15 protein-coding genes are annotated in these 16,281 nt (G+C 50.3%); all 15 read left to right on the plus strand.

The genetic code is table 11. The features are described from left to right. Positions 1-97: 97 nt before the first annotated feature. Positions 98-667, plus strand: a complete 570-nt coding sequence (locus tag QVO51_RS00115) for a TetR/AcrR family transcriptional regulator (protein ID WP_022356725.1) — start codon at positions 98-100, stop codon at positions 665-667. A 224-nt stretch (positions 668-891) separates the two neighbouring features. After that, entirely contained in the window at positions 892-1,494 is a 603-nt protein-coding gene (locus QVO51_RS00120; RefSeq protein ID WP_022356726.1) for an HdeD family acid-resistance protein, read from the plus strand. Further along, the gene (locus QVO51_RS00125; protein ID WP_022356727.1) at positions 1,491-3,566 is read left to right on the plus strand and encodes an efflux RND transporter permease subunit; all 2,076 of its coding nucleotides are present in this window, start codon (positions 1,491-1,493) and stop codon (positions 3,564-3,566) included. Before QVO51_RS00120 ends, QVO51_RS00125 begins: the two co-directional genes overlap by 4 nt. Before the next feature lie 18 nt (positions 3,567-3,584). Beyond that, positions 3,585-5,675: a x-X-X-Leu-X-X-Gly heptad repeats gene (locus QVO51_RS00130; protein ID WP_022356728.1), complete on the plus strand. Its 2,091-nt coding sequence runs from the start codon at positions 3,585-3,587 to the stop codon at positions 5,673-5,675. A 130-nt stretch (positions 5,676-5,805) separates the two neighbouring features. After that, positions 5,806-6,087, plus strand: coding sequence for a sporulation protein YabP (yabP, locus tag QVO51_RS00135; protein WP_022356729.1), 282 nt, complete (start codon positions 5,806-5,808; stop codon positions 6,085-6,087). Between the two features lie 4 nt (positions 6,088-6,091). Further along, positions 6,092-6,535: a spore cortex biosynthesis protein YabQ gene (gene yabQ, locus QVO51_RS00140; protein ID WP_022356730.1), complete on the plus strand. Its 444-nt coding sequence runs from the start codon at positions 6,092-6,094 to the stop codon at positions 6,533-6,535. Positions 6,536-6,651: 116 nt separating this feature from the next. Continuing rightward, on the plus strand, positions 6,652-6,963 hold the full coding sequence (locus QVO51_RS00145) for an FtsB family cell division protein (protein WP_022356731.1): 312 nt from the start codon (positions 6,652-6,654) through the stop codon (positions 6,961-6,963). A gap of 16 nt (positions 6,964-6,979) precedes the next feature. Then, positions 6,980-7,450 carry a S1 RNA-binding domain-containing protein gene (locus tag QVO51_RS00150; RefSeq protein WP_022356732.1) on the plus strand — a complete coding sequence of 157 codons (471 nt, stop codon included), beginning with the start codon at positions 6,980-6,982 and terminating at the stop codon, positions 7,448-7,450. Between the two features lie 212 nt (positions 7,451-7,662). Then, complete coding sequence (locus QVO51_RS00155; protein ID WP_022356733.1) at positions 7,663-8,814, plus strand: SPFH domain-containing protein; 1,152 nt, start codon at positions 7,663-7,665, stop codon at positions 8,812-8,814. Positions 8,815-8,816: 2 nt separating this feature from the next. After that, a complete protein-coding gene (locus tag QVO51_RS00160; RefSeq protein WP_022356734.1) occupies positions 8,817-9,209 on the plus strand; it encodes a hypothetical protein in 393 nt (130 codons plus the stop codon). 20 nt (positions 9,210-9,229) lie between these two features. Beyond that, on the plus strand, positions 9,230-9,661 hold the full coding sequence (locus tag QVO51_RS00165; protein WP_022356735.1) for a TM2 domain-containing protein: 432 nt from the start codon (positions 9,230-9,232) through the stop codon (positions 9,659-9,661). Positions 9,662-9,950: 289 nt separating this feature from the next. Further along, positions 9,951-10,730, plus strand: a complete 780-nt coding sequence (locus QVO51_RS00170; RefSeq protein ID WP_022356736.1) for a zinc-ribbon domain-containing protein — start codon at positions 9,951-9,953, stop codon at positions 10,728-10,730. Between the two features lie 31 nt (positions 10,731-10,761). Further along, entirely contained in the window at positions 10,762-12,144 is a 1,383-nt protein-coding gene (locus QVO51_RS00175; RefSeq protein WP_022356737.1) for an NPCBM/NEW2 domain-containing protein, read from the plus strand. Between the two features lie 103 nt (positions 12,145-12,247). Further along, on the plus strand, positions 12,248-12,973 hold the full coding sequence (locus QVO51_RS00180; protein ID WP_022356738.1) for a zinc ribbon domain-containing protein: 726 nt from the start codon (positions 12,248-12,250) through the stop codon (positions 12,971-12,973). A 39-nt stretch (positions 12,974-13,012) separates the two neighbouring features. Then, positions 13,013-16,183: a leucine-rich repeat protein gene (locus QVO51_RS00185; RefSeq protein ID WP_022356739.1), complete on the plus strand. Its 3,171-nt coding sequence runs from the start codon at positions 13,013-13,015 to the stop codon at positions 16,181-16,183. Positions 16,184-16,281: the final 98 nt, after the last annotated feature.

Consider the following 16,281-nt stretch of genomic DNA (forward strand, 5'->3'; position numbering starts at 1 on the left):
CCGCCGATACGGCAGCAGTCAGTCAGATTATGAGGATTTTGAGATTAGCTTCCAGCTGATGGAAGACAGGTCGGGAGACTTTTAAGAGGAGGCTGCAGTGGCGTCATTTACCGAAAAGGCAATTATGGATTCCTTCATCAAGCTGTTGAACGCAAAGCCCCTTGACAAGATCACGGTCAAGGACATTGTGGAGGACTGCGGCATCAACCGCAACACATTCTACTACCATTTTGACGATATCCCTACCCTGGTGACCAGGATTCTGGAGGATGAGACCAGCCGGGCGCTGTCCCTGCACGGGGATGTGCATTCCTGGGAGGAGGGGTTTATTGCCGCTGCCCAGTTTGCCCTGTCCAATAAGCGGCTGATCTACCACATTTACAACTCCGTGAGCCGGGAGATCTTCGAGCAGTATCTGAATGACATTACCTGGGACATTATGTACCGGTTTGTGGATACCATTGCCCGGGACATTGCCTGCGATGCGTCGGACAAAAAGCTGATTGCAAGCTTTTATAAGGCGGCATTGGTGGGCATGATCCTGGACTGGCTGGCAAACGGTATGAAATACGACCCGGAGGAGATCATTGACAGACTGGGAGTCATGCTGGAGGGGAACATCCGGGCGTCCCTGAAAAAAGTGGAGAAGCAGCAGCGGCATACATAAGCATGTGTGTTTTGCATAAAAATACGGCGTGCGTGCATGAAATTCTGTGCATGCAGCTACTGCAAAATGCCGAAAAACCGGCGTTTGTTAGACAAATCGGGCGATGTGTCCAAAAATCAGATAATTTCCGGGCGGTGCATAAATTTTATGCACCGCTTTTTTATTATCCGTTTTCATTTTCCGCCGCCGGGGGTACAATAAGGACAGTGAAGGGAAGTGATCCTATGAAAGGAACAGGTTGGATCCGGGCAGCAAAGTCCGGTTACATTGCAACCTCCATGCTCTGGTGCGCAGCGGGACTGCTTTTGATTTTCCTGCCAGGCACCTCTGTAAAGCTCCTGTGCATGGCGGCAGGCGGTCTGCTGACTGTGTGCGGCATCATCAAGATCATCGGGTATTTTTCCAAGGATCTGTACCGGCTGGCGTTTCAGTTCGATCTGGCGCTGGGGCTGCTGTGCCTGCTGCTGGGGCTGATCCTGCTGTGCAATCCGGTGGGCTTTACCACCTTCGTGCATTTCCTGATCGGCATCGTGGTGCTCACCGACAGCATGTTCAAGCTGCAAACCGCTTTGGATGCCAAACGCTTCGGCATTTCCAACTGGTGGGTCATCGGGCTGACATCCCTGCTGACCGGCACCTGTGGGGTGCTGCTGGTGCTGAACCCCTTTGGCGGGGCAAAGCTCATTATGCGGCTGATCGGCATTACCGCACTGCTGGAGGGTGTTCTGAATCTTCTGGTTGCAGTGTATGCAGTGAAGATCCAGAAGCAGGGCAAGGTTGACGTGATCGAGACCCATGCCGAAATAAAGGGGGAAGATGATTTATGAAACTGGGACAAGCGGTTGTCAAGCACCGGGTGCTGATTCTGATTATTACGCTGGTGCTCCTGGTGCCTTCGGTGCTGGGTATGATGGCGACCCGGATCAATTACGATATGCTGAATTATCTGCCGGATGATATGGACACCACCACCGGTCAGGATATTCTGATGGATGAGTTCGGAAAGGGCGCATTCTCCTTCCTGATCGTGGAGGATATGCCAGCCAAGGACATTGTGAAGCTGGAGGAACAGCTCCGGACGGTAGAGCATGTGGATACGGTGCTCTGGTACGACAGTCTGCTGGACATTTCCGTTCCCATGGAAATGCTGCCCCAGAAGGTGTATGACGCATTCAACGCCGGGGACTGCACCATGATTGCCGTGTTCTTCGACACCTCCACCTCCGCCGACGAAACCATGCAGGCAATTGCCTCCATCCGGGACATTGCCGGCAAGCAGTGCTTCGTTTCCGGCATGAGCGCCATGGTTACAGATCTGAAGGAGCTTTGCGAAAACGAGGAGCCCATTTATGTAGGGCTTGCGGTGGTCATGGCGTGCATCGTCATGATGCTGTTCATGGACAGCTGGATCATTCCGTTTCTGTTCCTGTCCAGCATCGGTGCAGCGATTCTGATCAACATGGGCACCAACTACTTCTTAGGAGAGATCTCCTATCTGACCAAGGCGCTGTCGGCGGTATTGCAGCTGGCAGTCACCATGGACTACTCCATCTTCCTGTGGCACAGCTACTGTGAGCAGCGAAAGCTCCAGGGGGATCAGTACAGCGCAATGGCAGCTGCCATCCACGAAACCTTTACCTCCGTCATCGGCAGTTCCATCACCACCATTGCCGGGTTCATCGCTCTGTGCTTCATGACCTTTACTCTGGGCATGGATCTTGGCATCGTCATGGCGAAGGGCGTGATCCTGGGCGTGATCGGATGCGTCACCACTCTGCCGGCTTTGATCCTGGTGCTGGATAAGCCCATTGAAAAGACCCGGCACCGTGCCCTGCTGCCCAGTATGAACAAGGCGGCAAAGGGTCTGACCAGGATCTTCCCCGTATTCCTTGCAGTGTTCGCCATTGCCATTGTGCCGGCGTACTATGCATACTCCAAGACCAATGACGCTGTATACTACGACCTGGGCGCTACACTGCCGGAGGATATGGATTACGTCATTGCCAACACCAAGCTGAAGGATACCTTCAATGTTGGCTCCACCCACATGCTGCTGGTGGATGCCTCCCTGGAGCCAAAGCAGGTCAAGCAGATGACCAAGGAGCTTGAACAGGTGGACGGCGTCAAGTATGTGCTTGGCATGGAATCCGTGGTAGGCTCTCTGGTGCCCCAGGATATGATCCCGGATTCCATCCGGAGCATTCTGGAAAGCGACAACTGGGAGCTGATGCTCATCAACTCGGAATACACCACTGCAAGCGATGCGGTGAACAATCAGATCGACCAGCTGAACAGCATCATCAAGCAGTACGACCAGAAGGGTATGCTCATCGGCGAGGCACCCTGCACCAAGGATATGATCGACATCACCGACCGGGACTTCAAGGTGGTCAACACCATTTCCATTCTGGCGATCTTCCTGATCATTCTCTTTGTGGAAAAGAGCATTTCCCTGCCGGTGATCCTGGTGGCAGTCATCGAGCTGTCCATCTTCATCAACCTGGGCATCCCCTATCTGACCAATACATCCCTGCCGTTTATCGCCCCCATCTGCATCAGTACCATTCAGCTGGGCGCAACGGTGGACTATGCGATCCTTATGACCACCCGGTACAAGAAGAACCGGTTTGCAGGCATGGACAAACGGGAAGCGGTTTCCGATGCACTGAGTATGTCCATTCCTTCCATCATCGTCAGCGCCCTGGGGCTGTTTGCTTCCACCTTCGGCGTTGCGGTTTACTCCGACGTGGATATCATCAGCGCCCTGTGTACGCTGATGGCAAGAGGCGCAATCATCAGTATGCTCTGCGTCATCCTGATCCTGCCGGCTATGTTCATGCTGTTCGATAAGATCATCAGCAAAACCACCATCGGCTTTCTGCCGAAGAAGAATCATTAAGCTCCGGAGGTATGCGTTATGAAATCCAATAAAAAGATTACAGCCAAAACCGTTTCCCTGACCCTGTGCGCCGCCATGGCGTGCAGTTGCATCGGCATGCTGGCGTATGCCGCCGGGGAAAAGAGCGGAGAATCCCAGCTGACCGCCGCTGTCACCCAGACAGTGGATACACAAAAGACATCCGACACCAGCAAGACTGCCTCCAAGGACGAGACCGTGTATGTGATCGCCGGGGCGGACGGCAGTGCCAAGAAGATCATCGTCAGCGACTGGATCAAGAATACAGCCGGCAGCAGCTCCCTGGACGACAGCACAGAGCTGAAGGATGTGACCAACGTCAAGGGGGAGCAGGGCTACACCATGAACGGGGACAATGCCCGGATCTGGGATGCAGCCGGCGGGGATATCTACTACCAGGGCAGCATTGAAAAGGATCTGCCGGTATCCCTCAAGGTCAGCTATCAGCTGGACGGCAACCCCATTTCCGCAGAGGATCTTGCAGGAAAGAGCGGCAAGGTCACCATCCGGTTCGACTACAAGAATAACCAGTATAAAACCGTGAAGATCGACGGCAAGGACGAGAAGATCTATGTGCCCTTTGTGATGCTGACCGGTATGATCGTAGACAACGACAACTTCCGGAACGTGGAGGTATCCAACGGCAAGCTCATCAATGACGGGGATCACACCGTGATTGCAGGCATCGCTCTGCCGGGCATGCAGGACAGCCTGCAGCTGGACAAGGACACGCTGACCATTCCGGATTATGTGGAGATCACCGCAGATGTAACGGATTTCTCCCTGGCAACTACCATGACCGTTGCAAGCAATGAAGTATTCAACAACATTGACACCTCCGGTCTGGATCAGTACGACGATCTGACGGATGCGATGGACGATCTGACCAGCGCCATGAAGCAGTTGCTGGATGGTTCCTCCCAGCTGTATGACGGCCTGTCCACCCTGTTGAGCAAGTCCGACACCCTTATTACGGGCATTGATCGGCTGGCAACCGGTTCCAAGGAGCTTGCCTCCGGCGCATCCCAGCTGGAAAGCGGCGCAAAGGATCTGAACAGCGGCGCATCTCAGCTGGCGGACGGACTGGATACCCTCAGCGGCAACAGCGCAGCCCTGAACGGCGGCGCAAAGCAGGTGTTTGACACCCTGCTGTCCACAGCGGATACCCAGATTGCAGCCGCAGGCTTACAGGCAGATAAGCTCACTGTCAGCAACTATCAGACCGTGCTGAACAAGGTCATCGCTTCCCTGGACAGCGATGCAGTACAGAAGCTGGCATACAACACCGCCCTCAAGCAGGTGACCGCAGCGGTCAACGCCAAGGAGCCGGAGATCCGCACCGGAGTCACCGCAGCGGTACAGAGCAAGGTGCTGGAGGGTGTACTGGCAGCAGCCGGTCAGAGCATGACCGCAGAGCAGTATCAGCAGGCGGTAGAGGCTGGAGTGATACCGGAAGCCATGCAGCAGCAGGTCGCTGCGGCTGTCAATGCCCAGATGCAGACGGAGGCTGTCCAGAGCCAGATCAAACAGAATGTTGAAGCACAGAAGCAGAAGCTCATTGACCAGAATATGAAGTCCGATGAGGTTACCGGCAAGATTCAGCAGGCAGTGGCAAGCGCAAAGCAGGGCAAGGCACAGCTGCAAAACCTGTTGGAGCAGCTGAACAGCTACAACACCTTCTACCAGGGCGTGCTCCAGTACACCGGCGGTGTGGATACCGCAGCCCAGGGCGCTGCAGAGCTGGAATCCGGCAGCAGTAAGCTGAGCGCTGGTGCAACCACCCTCAGCAAGGGCGCAGACGCGCTCAAGTCCGGCATCGGGGAATTGCAGACCGGTGCGGATGCGCTGGTGGATGGGGTATCCCAGCTGAAGGATGGTTCCATGCAGCTGTCCGACGGTCTGAAGGAATTTGACGAAAGCGGCGTGCAGAAGCTGGTGGATGCAGTGGACGGAGATCTGAACGGGATCATCACCCGGTTCAAGGCAATGCTCGATGTGTCCGCAGATTACCGCTCCTTCGGCGGCATCAGCGAGGACATGGAGGGCTCCGTTAAGTTCATCTATAAGACCGATGAAATTTCCAAAGATTGATTCCTCCTTTGCGGGCGCCCCGCTGCCGGATCTGGCGGTGGGGCGCCTTTTGCTGCATATTCTCTCCCGTGAACGCATATATATGCTACAGAACCGGAGATCCGGAGGATGAGAGAAAGGGAGCGATGCTATGAAGGAAGCCGCCGTTACGGGAACCAATCACAACGCCATACTGGAAAACCGCAAAAACCTGCTGCTGACCGGGGTCACGGATGTGGAAAGCTTTGACGAGCGTACCGTCAGCCTGTATACCCAGATGGGGGAGCTGACCGTCCAGGGCAGACAGCTGCATGTAAACGGCATGAACCTGGAAACCGGGGAGGTCACCATTGAGGGGGATGTGTGGGCGCTTTGCTACGGAGAACGGGACAAGCGGGGGCCGCTGAGCCTGCTGGGAAAGCTGTTCCGGTGAGCCTATGGGGCTGGAGAGCTTTTTCACCGCCAGTGAACAGGGGCGGCTGTTCTGGTATTCCTGTCTGTTCGGCATCCCCATCGGCATAGGCTTTGACCTGTTCCGGATTCTCCGGGCGATGCTGCCCCATAACCGGGTGCTGGTGGCGCTGGAGGATCTGCTGTTCTGCATGCTCTACGCTTTGTTCGTGTCCGCCTTTTCCTTCGGCTTTGCCCGGGGGCATCTGCGGTGGTATTTCCCGGTGGGGAATCTGCTGGGCTTTACGGTGTATTACCTGACTGCCGGCAGGGTGGTCATGGGGGTGATTCACCGGATTTTGGGGATCCTGCGCCGGATCCTCCGGGTGCTTCTGCTGCCCTTTGCCAAGGGGTATGCACTGATCCGTGAAAAAACCATCCCGGTTTTTGTGGGAACTCTCCAAAAATCGAAAAAGGCAGAAAAAAAGTGAAAAAACACTTGATTGCAGGGAATGGAATGTTGTATAATGAATAAGATAGAAAACCGTGCGCCGAATCCGGAAGATACGGGACGAACAAAGAAAGAACATAAGGAAAGTGAGAAGCCGTGAAAAAGCATAAACTGAATCATGAGAAAACACCCAAGGGGATCTTATCCTCCCTGGTGCTGCGGCTGGGCGTGTTTGCAGTCATAATCGTCTGCATTGCAATGATCATCTCCAACCAGTCCACCCTGGCAGAAAAGCAGCAGGAGCTTGCCGAGATCCAGGCGAAAAAGGCAATGCTGCAGGCAGAGAATGTCCGGCTGTCCAGAGAACTGGAAAGCGATGAGTACAGTTACATGGAGAACTATGCGCTCAATTACCTGAATTATGCCTACCCCAATGAGCGCAGATTCTATGATACATCCAGAAATTAGGAGGAACGCAAAGTCAATGCAGGTAGAAATCGGTCAAGTGTATGAAGGCGTAGTCAAGGGCATCACCCCCTACGGCGCATTTGTGGATCTGGCGGACGGGGTGACCGGAATGGTGCATATTTCCGAAGTTGCCAACGTGTACGTCAGCAATATCAGAGACCATCTGACAGAGAACCAGACCGTGAAGGTCAAGGTGCTGAGCATCAACGAAGCCGGAAAGATCAGTCTTTCCATCAAGAAGGCATGTCCGCCTCCCCAGCGGGAACAGCGGAAGCTCCGGGATGGTGCGTCCCGTCCTCAGAACGGCGGCCGCCCCAGACAGGACAGGGGTCGTCCCAATGTGTGGGAGCCCAAGAAGCAGCCCCCTATTACGGAGTTGTCCTTTGAGGATATGATGGCACGGTTCAAGCAGAGCAGTGAGGAAAAGATCTGTGATCTCAAGCGTGGATCCGACCGGAAGAACGGCTCCCGCAGCAGAGGAAAATAAGCAGAAAGGGAAAGCATACGCCGCTTTCCCTTTTCTTTTTCGCTTATTTTGACAATCCGGATTTCCCGTTTTTTGTGGAAATGCTGAATTTCCCACTTGAATCGACGGATTCCGGCAGTTCCCCTTGCATCCGGGCAAAATTCGTGTTATAATGCTATACAGGTATATTCTGCGTAATGATATCATCTGATTTGATCAAAAGGAGTGATCCTATGGCAATCCTTGACGTAATCAAGTTTGGAGGACTTGCGTCCCGTGACTGGCTGGTGTATAAGCATCCCAAGGACAGCATTACCCTGGGCTCTCAACTGATCGTGGGAGAGGGTCAGGTGGCGATTTTCGTAAAGGGCGGCGCCGTTTGCGATGTATTTACCCCGGGCACCTATACCCTCAGCACCAACAACCTGCCGCTGCTGCAAGGTATCATCAACCTTCCATTTGGCGGCAAAACTCCCTTCTCTGCGGAGATCTACTACATAAATACCGTGACCAAGCTGGATCTTGCATGGGGCACCTCTGACCCCATCCAGTTGATTGACCCGAAATACCATGTCCGGCTCCGGATCCGTGCCTTCGGGCAGGTGGGAATGAAGATCGCCGATTATGCCGGCTTCCTGCGGGAGCTGATTGGTTCCCTCAACGCCTCCGATGTGGTGCGGTACACCAAGGTACTGGATTTCTACAAGGGCATCCTGGTCACCAAGGTCAAGTCCATCATTGCGGACATCATCATCCACGACCAGATCTCCGCTCTGGAGATCGCTGCCCAGCTGGATGACATTTCTCAGCGTACTCAGCAGATTCTGACGCCGGAGTTTGGCAAGTTCGGCATGCAGCTGATCAACTTCTTCGTGAAGTCCATCAACTTCCCGGAGGAGGATTTCGAGACCATCAACAAGATCCTGGAGGATAAGGCGGCGTTCGACATTATGGGTGATTCCCGCTACGCCACCAAGCGCTCCTTTGACGTATACGAAGGGGCTGCCACCAACCAGAACGGGGTTGCCGGTGCGTTTGCAGCCGGGGGCATTGGACTTGGTGCCGGTGCAGCCATTGCCGGAAACGTGCAGCCTGCGGCTTCCGTGATGCAGGCACCTGCCCCGGAGGCAGCCTACTGTCCTGCATGCCACGCAGCCAACAAGCAGGGTGCGAAATTCTGCAACAGCTGCGGCGCATCCATGACACCGCCGGAGCCAAAGCCCACAGAAAAGACCTGCCCCGGATGCGGCGCAGTCGTGCCGGATGGCTCCAAGTTCTGTACCGAATGCGGCATGTCCCTGCAGCCGCCGGTCTGTGCCTGCGGCGCAACCCTGGAGCCCGGCTCCAAGTTCTGCAACCAGTGCGGCAGAAAGGTGGGTGAGTGAACATGAAAAAAGCAAGTCCTCTGGTACTGATCGCTTCTCTGTTCCTTTCCGTATTCTTTGTGGGCATCATGCTCTTTGTGCTGCTGGAGGTTCTGAAGGTGGGGGATTACCACGCCTTCCCCCAGATCATCACCTTTGCAGGCATCAATCTCGCCATCTTTGCGTTGGTGATCGGCGGCGGCAAATTCCTGGCAAACGCCATGGGTACCGCCCCCTATGCTTCCGTCTGTGCGGTCACTGTGATCTACACCCTGATCCAGTTCACTCATCTGGGCTTCTGCTTCAAGACGGATGCCACCGCAGGGTACACCCTGTTTCACTTGTTGCTGCTGTTTGTGTATTGTGCAATTGTAATTCCGATCGGAGTTATGGGCATAAACAATAAAAAAGACTAACTTATAGGAGGAAAATTATTATGGCAGAAAATCTTTGTCCCCAGTGCGGCGCTCCGCTGGCACCTGGCGCAACAGAATGTAAATATTGCGGCGAGGCAGTAGCCCCTGCGCAGGTGCAGCCCCAGCCCCAGCCCCAGTATCAGCAGCAGGGCGCATACGGTCAGCCCGGTCAGCCTGGTCAGCCGGTACAGGTCTTTGTACAGACCGGCGACAATAACGGCATCGATCCCAGCTGGCCGGTAAAGAGCAAGATCACCGCCGGCATCCTGGCGATCCTGCTGGGCGGCCTTGGCATTCACAAGTTCTATCTGGGCAAAACCGGTATGGGTATTCTGTATCTGCTGTTTTGCTGGACTTACATCCCCACTATCGTTGGTCTGGTAGAGGGTATCATGTATCTGTGCTCCAATGACCACAACTTCCAGGTAAAGAATCACGTAAGATTGCAGTAATGCAAAACCCCCGCTCCGGTATGGAACGGGGGTTTTTTGACCCATCCGCATAGCGGGTGGGTCTTTTTTTATACTCCAACCGGGGCGGATGCATGCAGCGGCTTTGGGACTTGCAGTTTTCTTTAGTCAGTCAAATTTTGAGGGCGGAATCGGACTGATTTTCTCGAAAAGTGTACATTTTGCGCAGATTCGTGTACATTTTGCAGAATGGATTGACTTCATTCTGCTTTTTTTATAGGATGGTGAAAAGGGAAGTCTGCGCATTCCCAAAACAAGGAGGAAGATTGATATGTTCTGTAAACGATGTGGAAATGAGAATCCAGAGGATGCGGTTTACTGCATCAAATGCGGCTACAACATGTTGGATAAAAGTAAGCAGAAGCCGCCGGTGCCAAATCCATCAACCGAGTCTGTGTCCGCCCATGTATCTGTGCCCAGGCACGAACACACACACAAACCGGCATCGGTTCCTGCTCCATCGCTGGCACGGCACGTGTATCCGCCCAAGCTGATCGCTGCTTTTATCTTGATTGGCGCTGCATTGTTGAGCTTTTTTCTTCCATGGGCAACATGTGAGATCAAGAACAAAAAGGACAAGCAGGAGTTCTCCTTCGATGGAATTGTTTGTGTATTTGCGGCATCGAATTTTTCAAATTTAAAGAGTTCCGGAATGGTTGATTCAGAAGAGTTTTCCCAGTTAGAAGATACGTTTAAGGATGAAATTGAGGACGGAGACAATATGGTTTCTAGCCTGAAAGCATTGTTTGTAACTGCTCCCATTTCGGCTGCTTTTCTGCTTGCAGCATTGCTGCTAGGCGCTTTTACCCAGAAACATGTGGGAATAACTACGGCCATAGCGTCTATATGCCTTTGCATTTCGTTCATGGCAATTGCGTATCTAAACAGTGGTTCACCATATAAGCCCTCCAGTTCCTACTATGCTGATCAAGGCGGTGCACTTCGTTTTTCTATGGAAAGCGGTGTGGCGGTTGCTTTACTGTGTTCTGCGGTGGCGAGCGTTCTCAGCCTGATGAGCGATAGCGAGCAAAAAAAGAATCAGAGTGCGTAATGCACACTTTTACACAGAAAGGATGAATGTTATGAAAAAGAAGACGATGGCTTGGGGCTGCGCTTTACTGATGGGGCTGACGCTGACGGCCTGCGGTGCGGATGCATCCAAATTTACCGGCTACATAGAGGATCTGGATATGCAGGGTGCCTACAGCTACTATGAGGATCATATTGATTCCTCCAAAAAGAAAGCAGAACTGGATCAGGAGATCAGTGAATCCATGGACGGACTGTATGACAAACTGGTGGATCAGTACATTGCAGGGAATCTGGATTCGAAAAAGCTTTCTTTGTTCAAGCAGCTTGCATCGGATGCCGAATTTTCTGAAACATCCGGATACAGCGATTTTTTGCAGGTTCTTGCCTACATCGATCAATCCAAGCAGAATTATGACACTGCCATGCAGTATTACGACCAAAAGGATTACGATGCAGCCATCGCCTACTTTGGCGGAGTCATGCAAAGGGACACGGTTCGATATGAGGAGGCGCAGAAAACAATAGAAGCATGCCGTGCGGAACAAAGTAAGCAGCTGGTTCAGGACATTCAGTCCCAGATTCAGACGAAAGCATTTGAAGAGGCACATTATAAGATCGAGCAGCTGAAAAATACGGACAAGGAAGAAGCAGACAAGCTGGTTACAGAGTACGATGCTGCACTTAAGGCTGATGCAGACGCCAGGTTAACGTCCTACTTTGATGCCTTTGATTATGAAGGCGCAGTAGGTTACCTGGCGCAGGTAACTCCGCTTTGTTACTCCTCCGATCTGAGTGACCGGCAAACGCAGCTTGCAGATGAATTTGTTGTTTATGTTTTGAAAATTGCAGACAAGGATGCTGACGCAGAGAATTATGAGGGAGCATCCGCTGTGGTGAAGCAGGCAATGAATGCGCTGGGGCAGGACAATGAAAAGCTGTCCGGCGCCTATGATGCATACCGTTCTCACCTGCCGGTGTACCTGGTGGATCTGGATTATATGTCTTGTAAAAACCAAGTGGCAACGCACGACACGCTGGAAGACAATACGGGGAATATGTATCATAATGCACTGTTTATGTGTTACTTCTACGGGAATGGCAAACAGTATGGGGAAGGATCCGCAGATTATTTTATCAACGGAAAATATGCGACATTTTCCGGAACGGTTGCTGTGCCGCGGGGAAATGCAAATGATTCACGGTCAGCTTATTTTGAAGTGTATGGTGACGGAAAGCTACTGTATACCTCGCCGACAATGAAGAATGACTCTTTCCCGGAAACCTTTGATATTGATATTTCCGGTGTGAAGGTTTTGAAAATCTATTATCCCGATTCAAATGGAAATGCGGAATTGGCAACCATTTATGACGGAAAATTGAATCCGAAAGAGGCAGACAAATCGTCGGATTCTTCTGAAGACAACGAGGAATAAGCCTACTGCCCCCTGCTGCCATATGTGCAAATGGGGGCATACTGCTTGCTTCCGTGTGAAAGGAGAGTTTGCACAAAACGAAAAAGTGAAGGAGGACGATGATATGTTTTGTGTGCGTTGTGGAAATGAAAATCCGGATGATGCGGTCTTTTGCCGCAAATGCGGCTATACCATGCAGTCGGTTGGTCAGCAGATTACACCCCCTGTGCCAGAACCTGAGCCTGCTGCCCATCGCTACGCTTCAGCCGATCAGGCAACGCTATATGGGTATCCGATCAAGGGAATAATTGCTTTGATGCTGCTTGTGGCGGCGTTCCTGGGTCTTATGCAGCCGGGACTTTCTGCACAGCTCCACTATGTGAAGCTGGAGTTTGATGCAAGAGAATATAATTTACCCCATGTGATCCAGATGTTTGTTTCGGAGGAGGAGATTCTACCAACCGCATGGAGTATTGAGAATGAGAATGAGGATGAAGATGAGAAACAAATACTCCACTTTAAAGATGAGAAAGCCATTCACACCTGCTTTGTCTTCTTTTGCATTTCGGAGATTCTTTCCGCAATATTGCTGATTGTGGGGCTCATTGTGGGGCTTGTATCTCATCGATATTCCGGAGCAGCTGTGGCAGCGTGCGCATGTGTTGTGATCATGTTTCTATTGGCAGCGTATCTGACAGGGAAATCCCCGATTATGACAACTGGTTCTTCTGGGCTTGTGTATTTGCAGTTTACAAGGGGGAAGGGAATCGCAATCTCTTTGATTTGTTCTGTGGCCGCAACTGTTGTGGGTCTCATCGGCAATCACGAGCATAAAACATCGGAGACATAGCGCATTGCTGAATGCATTTGCTTTAAAAAGGAGGATTTTATGATAAAGCAAACTGTAAGACGCATGATTTCGTGGTTGACTGCGCTGGTGCTTTTGGCGTCTTACGTAGCCATGTTCCCAATTCCTGTAGTAATAGCGGAGGAAAAACAGAAGGACAACGAAAAACTTTATGCTTCTGTACTGAACAACTACGTGGAAAATGTTATTCCAGGAAATATTGACCTTTTTGATGAAAATTCACAGACATGGAAGTATTCTGATGAGTGGAATTTTGCTTCTAATGATCCTTCTAAGTATGGATATAAGTTTTATGATTTAGATGGAGATGGAATAGACGAACTTTTTATTATTGGATTAAAAGGTTCATATATGGATAAAGTTCATGTTCGGGAAATATATACGATGTATAATGGTTCAGTAAAGCCAATTGCTATTGGTGGTGCACGTTGGAATTACTACGTACTTGAAGGGAAAAATACATTATGTGAAGAAGGTGCACATAGTGCGTCAGAAATGGGATATACCTTCTATCATTTGAAAGATGGTGAACTCATTGCTTTTGAAGAATATATAAATAACGCTGGAACTTGGTATTATGCTGATGGTGAAAATTGTGAAGAAAGTTATTATAATTCTATGCAAGTTATTTCTAAAGATGAAGTATATTCAGCACATTCTAATACCATGGGTGGTGAAGTAAACCCCATCTTTGATCAGGATACACACAATTTTGCGGAGTATTATACGCCCCGATGCGGAAACGACGCCTACTGGGAGATGGACGAATCTACCGGTATCCTAACTGTCAGCGGAACTGGCCCCATGTATGATTATAATAGAGCATGCCCGATTTTTGCATATACTGCTGGATCAGATCCGCCTTATAGCACACAACACTTTACTTCTATTATGATTCAAAGGGGGATCACTTCAGTGGGAAATAACGCTTTTTTCGGTAGCTACGGACAGGTGAAGGCAATCTATCTGCCAAACGGACTGGAATCTATCGGATCACAGGCGTTCTTCTTTCATGCTGACGATGTTCCTGCTTCTGTAATCGTTCCCAAAACGGTTACCTACATCGGAGAAAAAGCGCTGGGGTATCATGGGTACAACACTTCTGATGAGAACAATGACTCAATTTACGTTGAAGAAACCTTTCCAGGCTTTACGCTTTATGGTTATTCGGGAACCGTGGCTGAAACCTACGCAAAAGAAAATGGGTTGAAGTTTGTTGCGCTGGACGAGGAGGAGCAGGAGCAAATTGACTTAGATTTTGTTACACATCATGTGGGAATCGCAAAGCTGGGGAACAGTCGGAGCATCTGGAGTCTTTCGGATGACGTGGATACTTTGACTGAGCTTATGAAGTTTGAGTATTTTGGTGGAAATGCTGGATTGAGTTTTGTAACCAAAGCCTATGGAAATCTGGGCAATCCGAAGGAGATCATTGAAGCGGGACGCCTGTCAAGAAATATAGACAGCACTGTTAGCGATACAATGTATTATCAAGCACTGTTTTATGTTTTATACCAGTATGATGACTATGACCTGTTGGAAAAAGCCAAGGAAAGCTATACGAATGTTCTGCATGAACTGTCACAGATCATTGAGGTCGCAGATAAGACTAGCGATTATACATCAAGGACAGCGGCTATTTCCAAAACGATCGGAAAAATCGCACAAGCAGATACATTTGCAAAGCTCGGAACGGTTATAGAAAACTTTCAGGATCAATTGGATATCACCCAGCTTCCCATTCAGGACTGGAAGGGAAATAGTTTATCCGTAGGTGCGGGAGATGTATTGTCCCTCATTTCTTCTGCGATGGAAATCAATGAGAAGAATCAGAAGAATCGGGTGGAGGTCTTGCATAGTGTTGTATTCTTTATGCTATTCCGTGATCTTCAAGACAACTATAGGGAAATATTGACCCGGATGTGTGAAACAGTACCGGAGGATAACACGGCATACAAAACAGCTTTGCAGAACGTGAGGGAGTGTCTCACGACGCCGAATATCGAAACATTTATTCTAAAATATATCGCCGGTAAAGCCTGGACACAAATACAGGATACACTAAATTCTGTGGGAAGTGTTGTTTTAGGTGAAGCTGCACTGAAGTTGTTGGAGAAAGTGCCAGGCGGAGTTACTCTGAAGATTTTGAACGAAGGGGGAAAACTGGTTGATAAGTGGTTTACGGAAATGACGGCATCAGAGAAGATGATCGCTTCCATTGGTGAGATGGTTTGTTATTATTATATTGTTCAGTCACTTGAAATAGTTGGTCAACAGTATGAGAAGGAACTGCTGAAAGTACAAAACATGGAATTTTCGAAAAAGTACCATGACACGGTTTCCCTGTATTATCGGGCGTGCAGCAATTACTGCAAATACGGGAACACATTTCTCGCTTTGTTCCTTAGCTCCCACTACTCGGTGGATATCAGTAGCGGAGAGATCAAGGATAAAAATAATCTGGTATTCAAATACGTAATTACTACTTGGGAAAACAGCTTGACCGATGAGTATCTGAACCAAACTTTTGGGCTCTCTAACGGAGATTATTACTCTTGGTACAAAAAAATATTGACTTTGAATGCCAGCATAAAGGAATTGCGTCATTATTACGATCAGCCGATTTGCTGTACGCAAGCAACGGATGAAGAATTTACGCAGCTCCTGGGAGAGATGATGGCACCCGCCATGGATAAAGCAAAGAACTATATAGAAGATCGAATTTCAGATTGGAGGACAGTGTTTATCGGATGTCCGGTTCGCACAGATGTGTTAAACGAATCTGGAGAAACTATTGTTTCGATTCAGGACGGAGATATCATTGTACAGGACTGGGATGCATTCATGAATATGTTCTGCTATACACTTGAGGAGTGCAAAGGAAGTACAGAAGCCGGAAGCTATGGGACAATGCTTCTGATCCCAGCAGAATGTACATATATTGTGACTGCTCAAGAGGACTGTGAAGTCTTCATTCAAGAAACGAAGTCCAAAGATCTGTCCGATGTGATGCTTACCAACAATGTGTGGGAAATAAACCGTAAGGCGCTAAAGCAAGGAGAAGTATTTGAAGCAAATCCGAATGGAGTTTTTACCGAGAGTAAGGACAAGTGTCCTTGGGTATGGGTCGGTATCATTGGCATAGTTCTGATTCTTGTGGGAGCTGTTGCGGTGTATCGAAAAAGGACGTAATGCCTTTGCCCTGTCTACTGATTTGCCGCTTTTTTATGCTCCAACCGGGCGGATGCATGCAGCGGCAGGCTCAGCGTGGAAGGCTCTGCGAAAAAATC

The sequence above is a fragment of the Ruminococcus sp. CAG:379 genome (genome assembly GCF_000434255.1).
Taxonomy (GTDB): domain Bacteria; phylum Bacillota; class Clostridia; order Oscillospirales; family Ruminococcaceae; genus Ruminococcus_F; species Ruminococcus_F champanellensis.

What these genes read in the sequence shown, in the direction of transcription:
- QVO51_RS00180 (WP_022356738.1), top strand. Translation starts at nt 12,248, where the DNA reads ATGTTTTGTGTGCGTTGTGGAAATGAAAATCCGGATGATGCGGTCTTT.
- QVO51_RS00155 (WP_022356733.1), top strand. Translation starts at nt 7,663, where the DNA reads ATGGCAATCCTTGACGTAATCAAGTTTGGAGGACTTGCGTCCCGTGAC.
- yabP (WP_022356729.1), top strand. Translation starts at nt 5,806, where the DNA reads ATGAAGGAAGCCGCCGTTACGGGAACCAATCACAACGCCATACTGGAA.
- QVO51_RS00160 (WP_022356734.1), top strand. Translation starts at nt 8,817, where the DNA reads ATGAAAAAAGCAAGTCCTCTGGTACTGATCGCTTCTCTGTTCCTTTCC.
- QVO51_RS00130 (WP_022356728.1), top strand. Translation starts at nt 3,585, where the DNA reads ATGAAATCCAATAAAAAGATTACAGCCAAAACCGTTTCCCTGACCCTG.
- QVO51_RS00165 (WP_022356735.1), top strand. Translation starts at nt 9,230, where the DNA reads ATGGCAGAAAATCTTTGTCCCCAGTGCGGCGCTCCGCTGGCACCTGGC.
- QVO51_RS00125 (WP_022356727.1), top strand. Translation starts at nt 1,491, where the DNA reads ATGAAACTGGGACAAGCGGTTGTCAAGCACCGGGTGCTGATTCTGATT.
- QVO51_RS00185 (WP_022356739.1), top strand. Translation starts at nt 13,013, where the DNA reads ATGATAAAGCAAACTGTAAGACGCATGATTTCGTGGTTGACTGCGCTG.
- yabQ (WP_022356730.1), top strand. Translation starts at nt 6,092, where the DNA reads ATGGGGCTGGAGAGCTTTTTCACCGCCAGTGAACAGGGGCGGCTGTTC.
- QVO51_RS00120 (WP_022356726.1), top strand. Translation starts at nt 892, where the DNA reads ATGAAAGGAACAGGTTGGATCCGGGCAGCAAAGTCCGGTTACATTGCA.
- QVO51_RS00170 (WP_022356736.1), top strand. Translation starts at nt 9,951, where the DNA reads ATGTTCTGTAAACGATGTGGAAATGAGAATCCAGAGGATGCGGTTTAC.
- QVO51_RS00150 (WP_022356732.1), top strand. Translation starts at nt 6,980, where the DNA reads ATGCAGGTAGAAATCGGTCAAGTGTATGAAGGCGTAGTCAAGGGCATC.
- QVO51_RS00175 (WP_022356737.1), top strand. Translation starts at nt 10,762, where the DNA reads ATGAAAAAGAAGACGATGGCTTGGGGCTGCGCTTTACTGATGGGGCTG.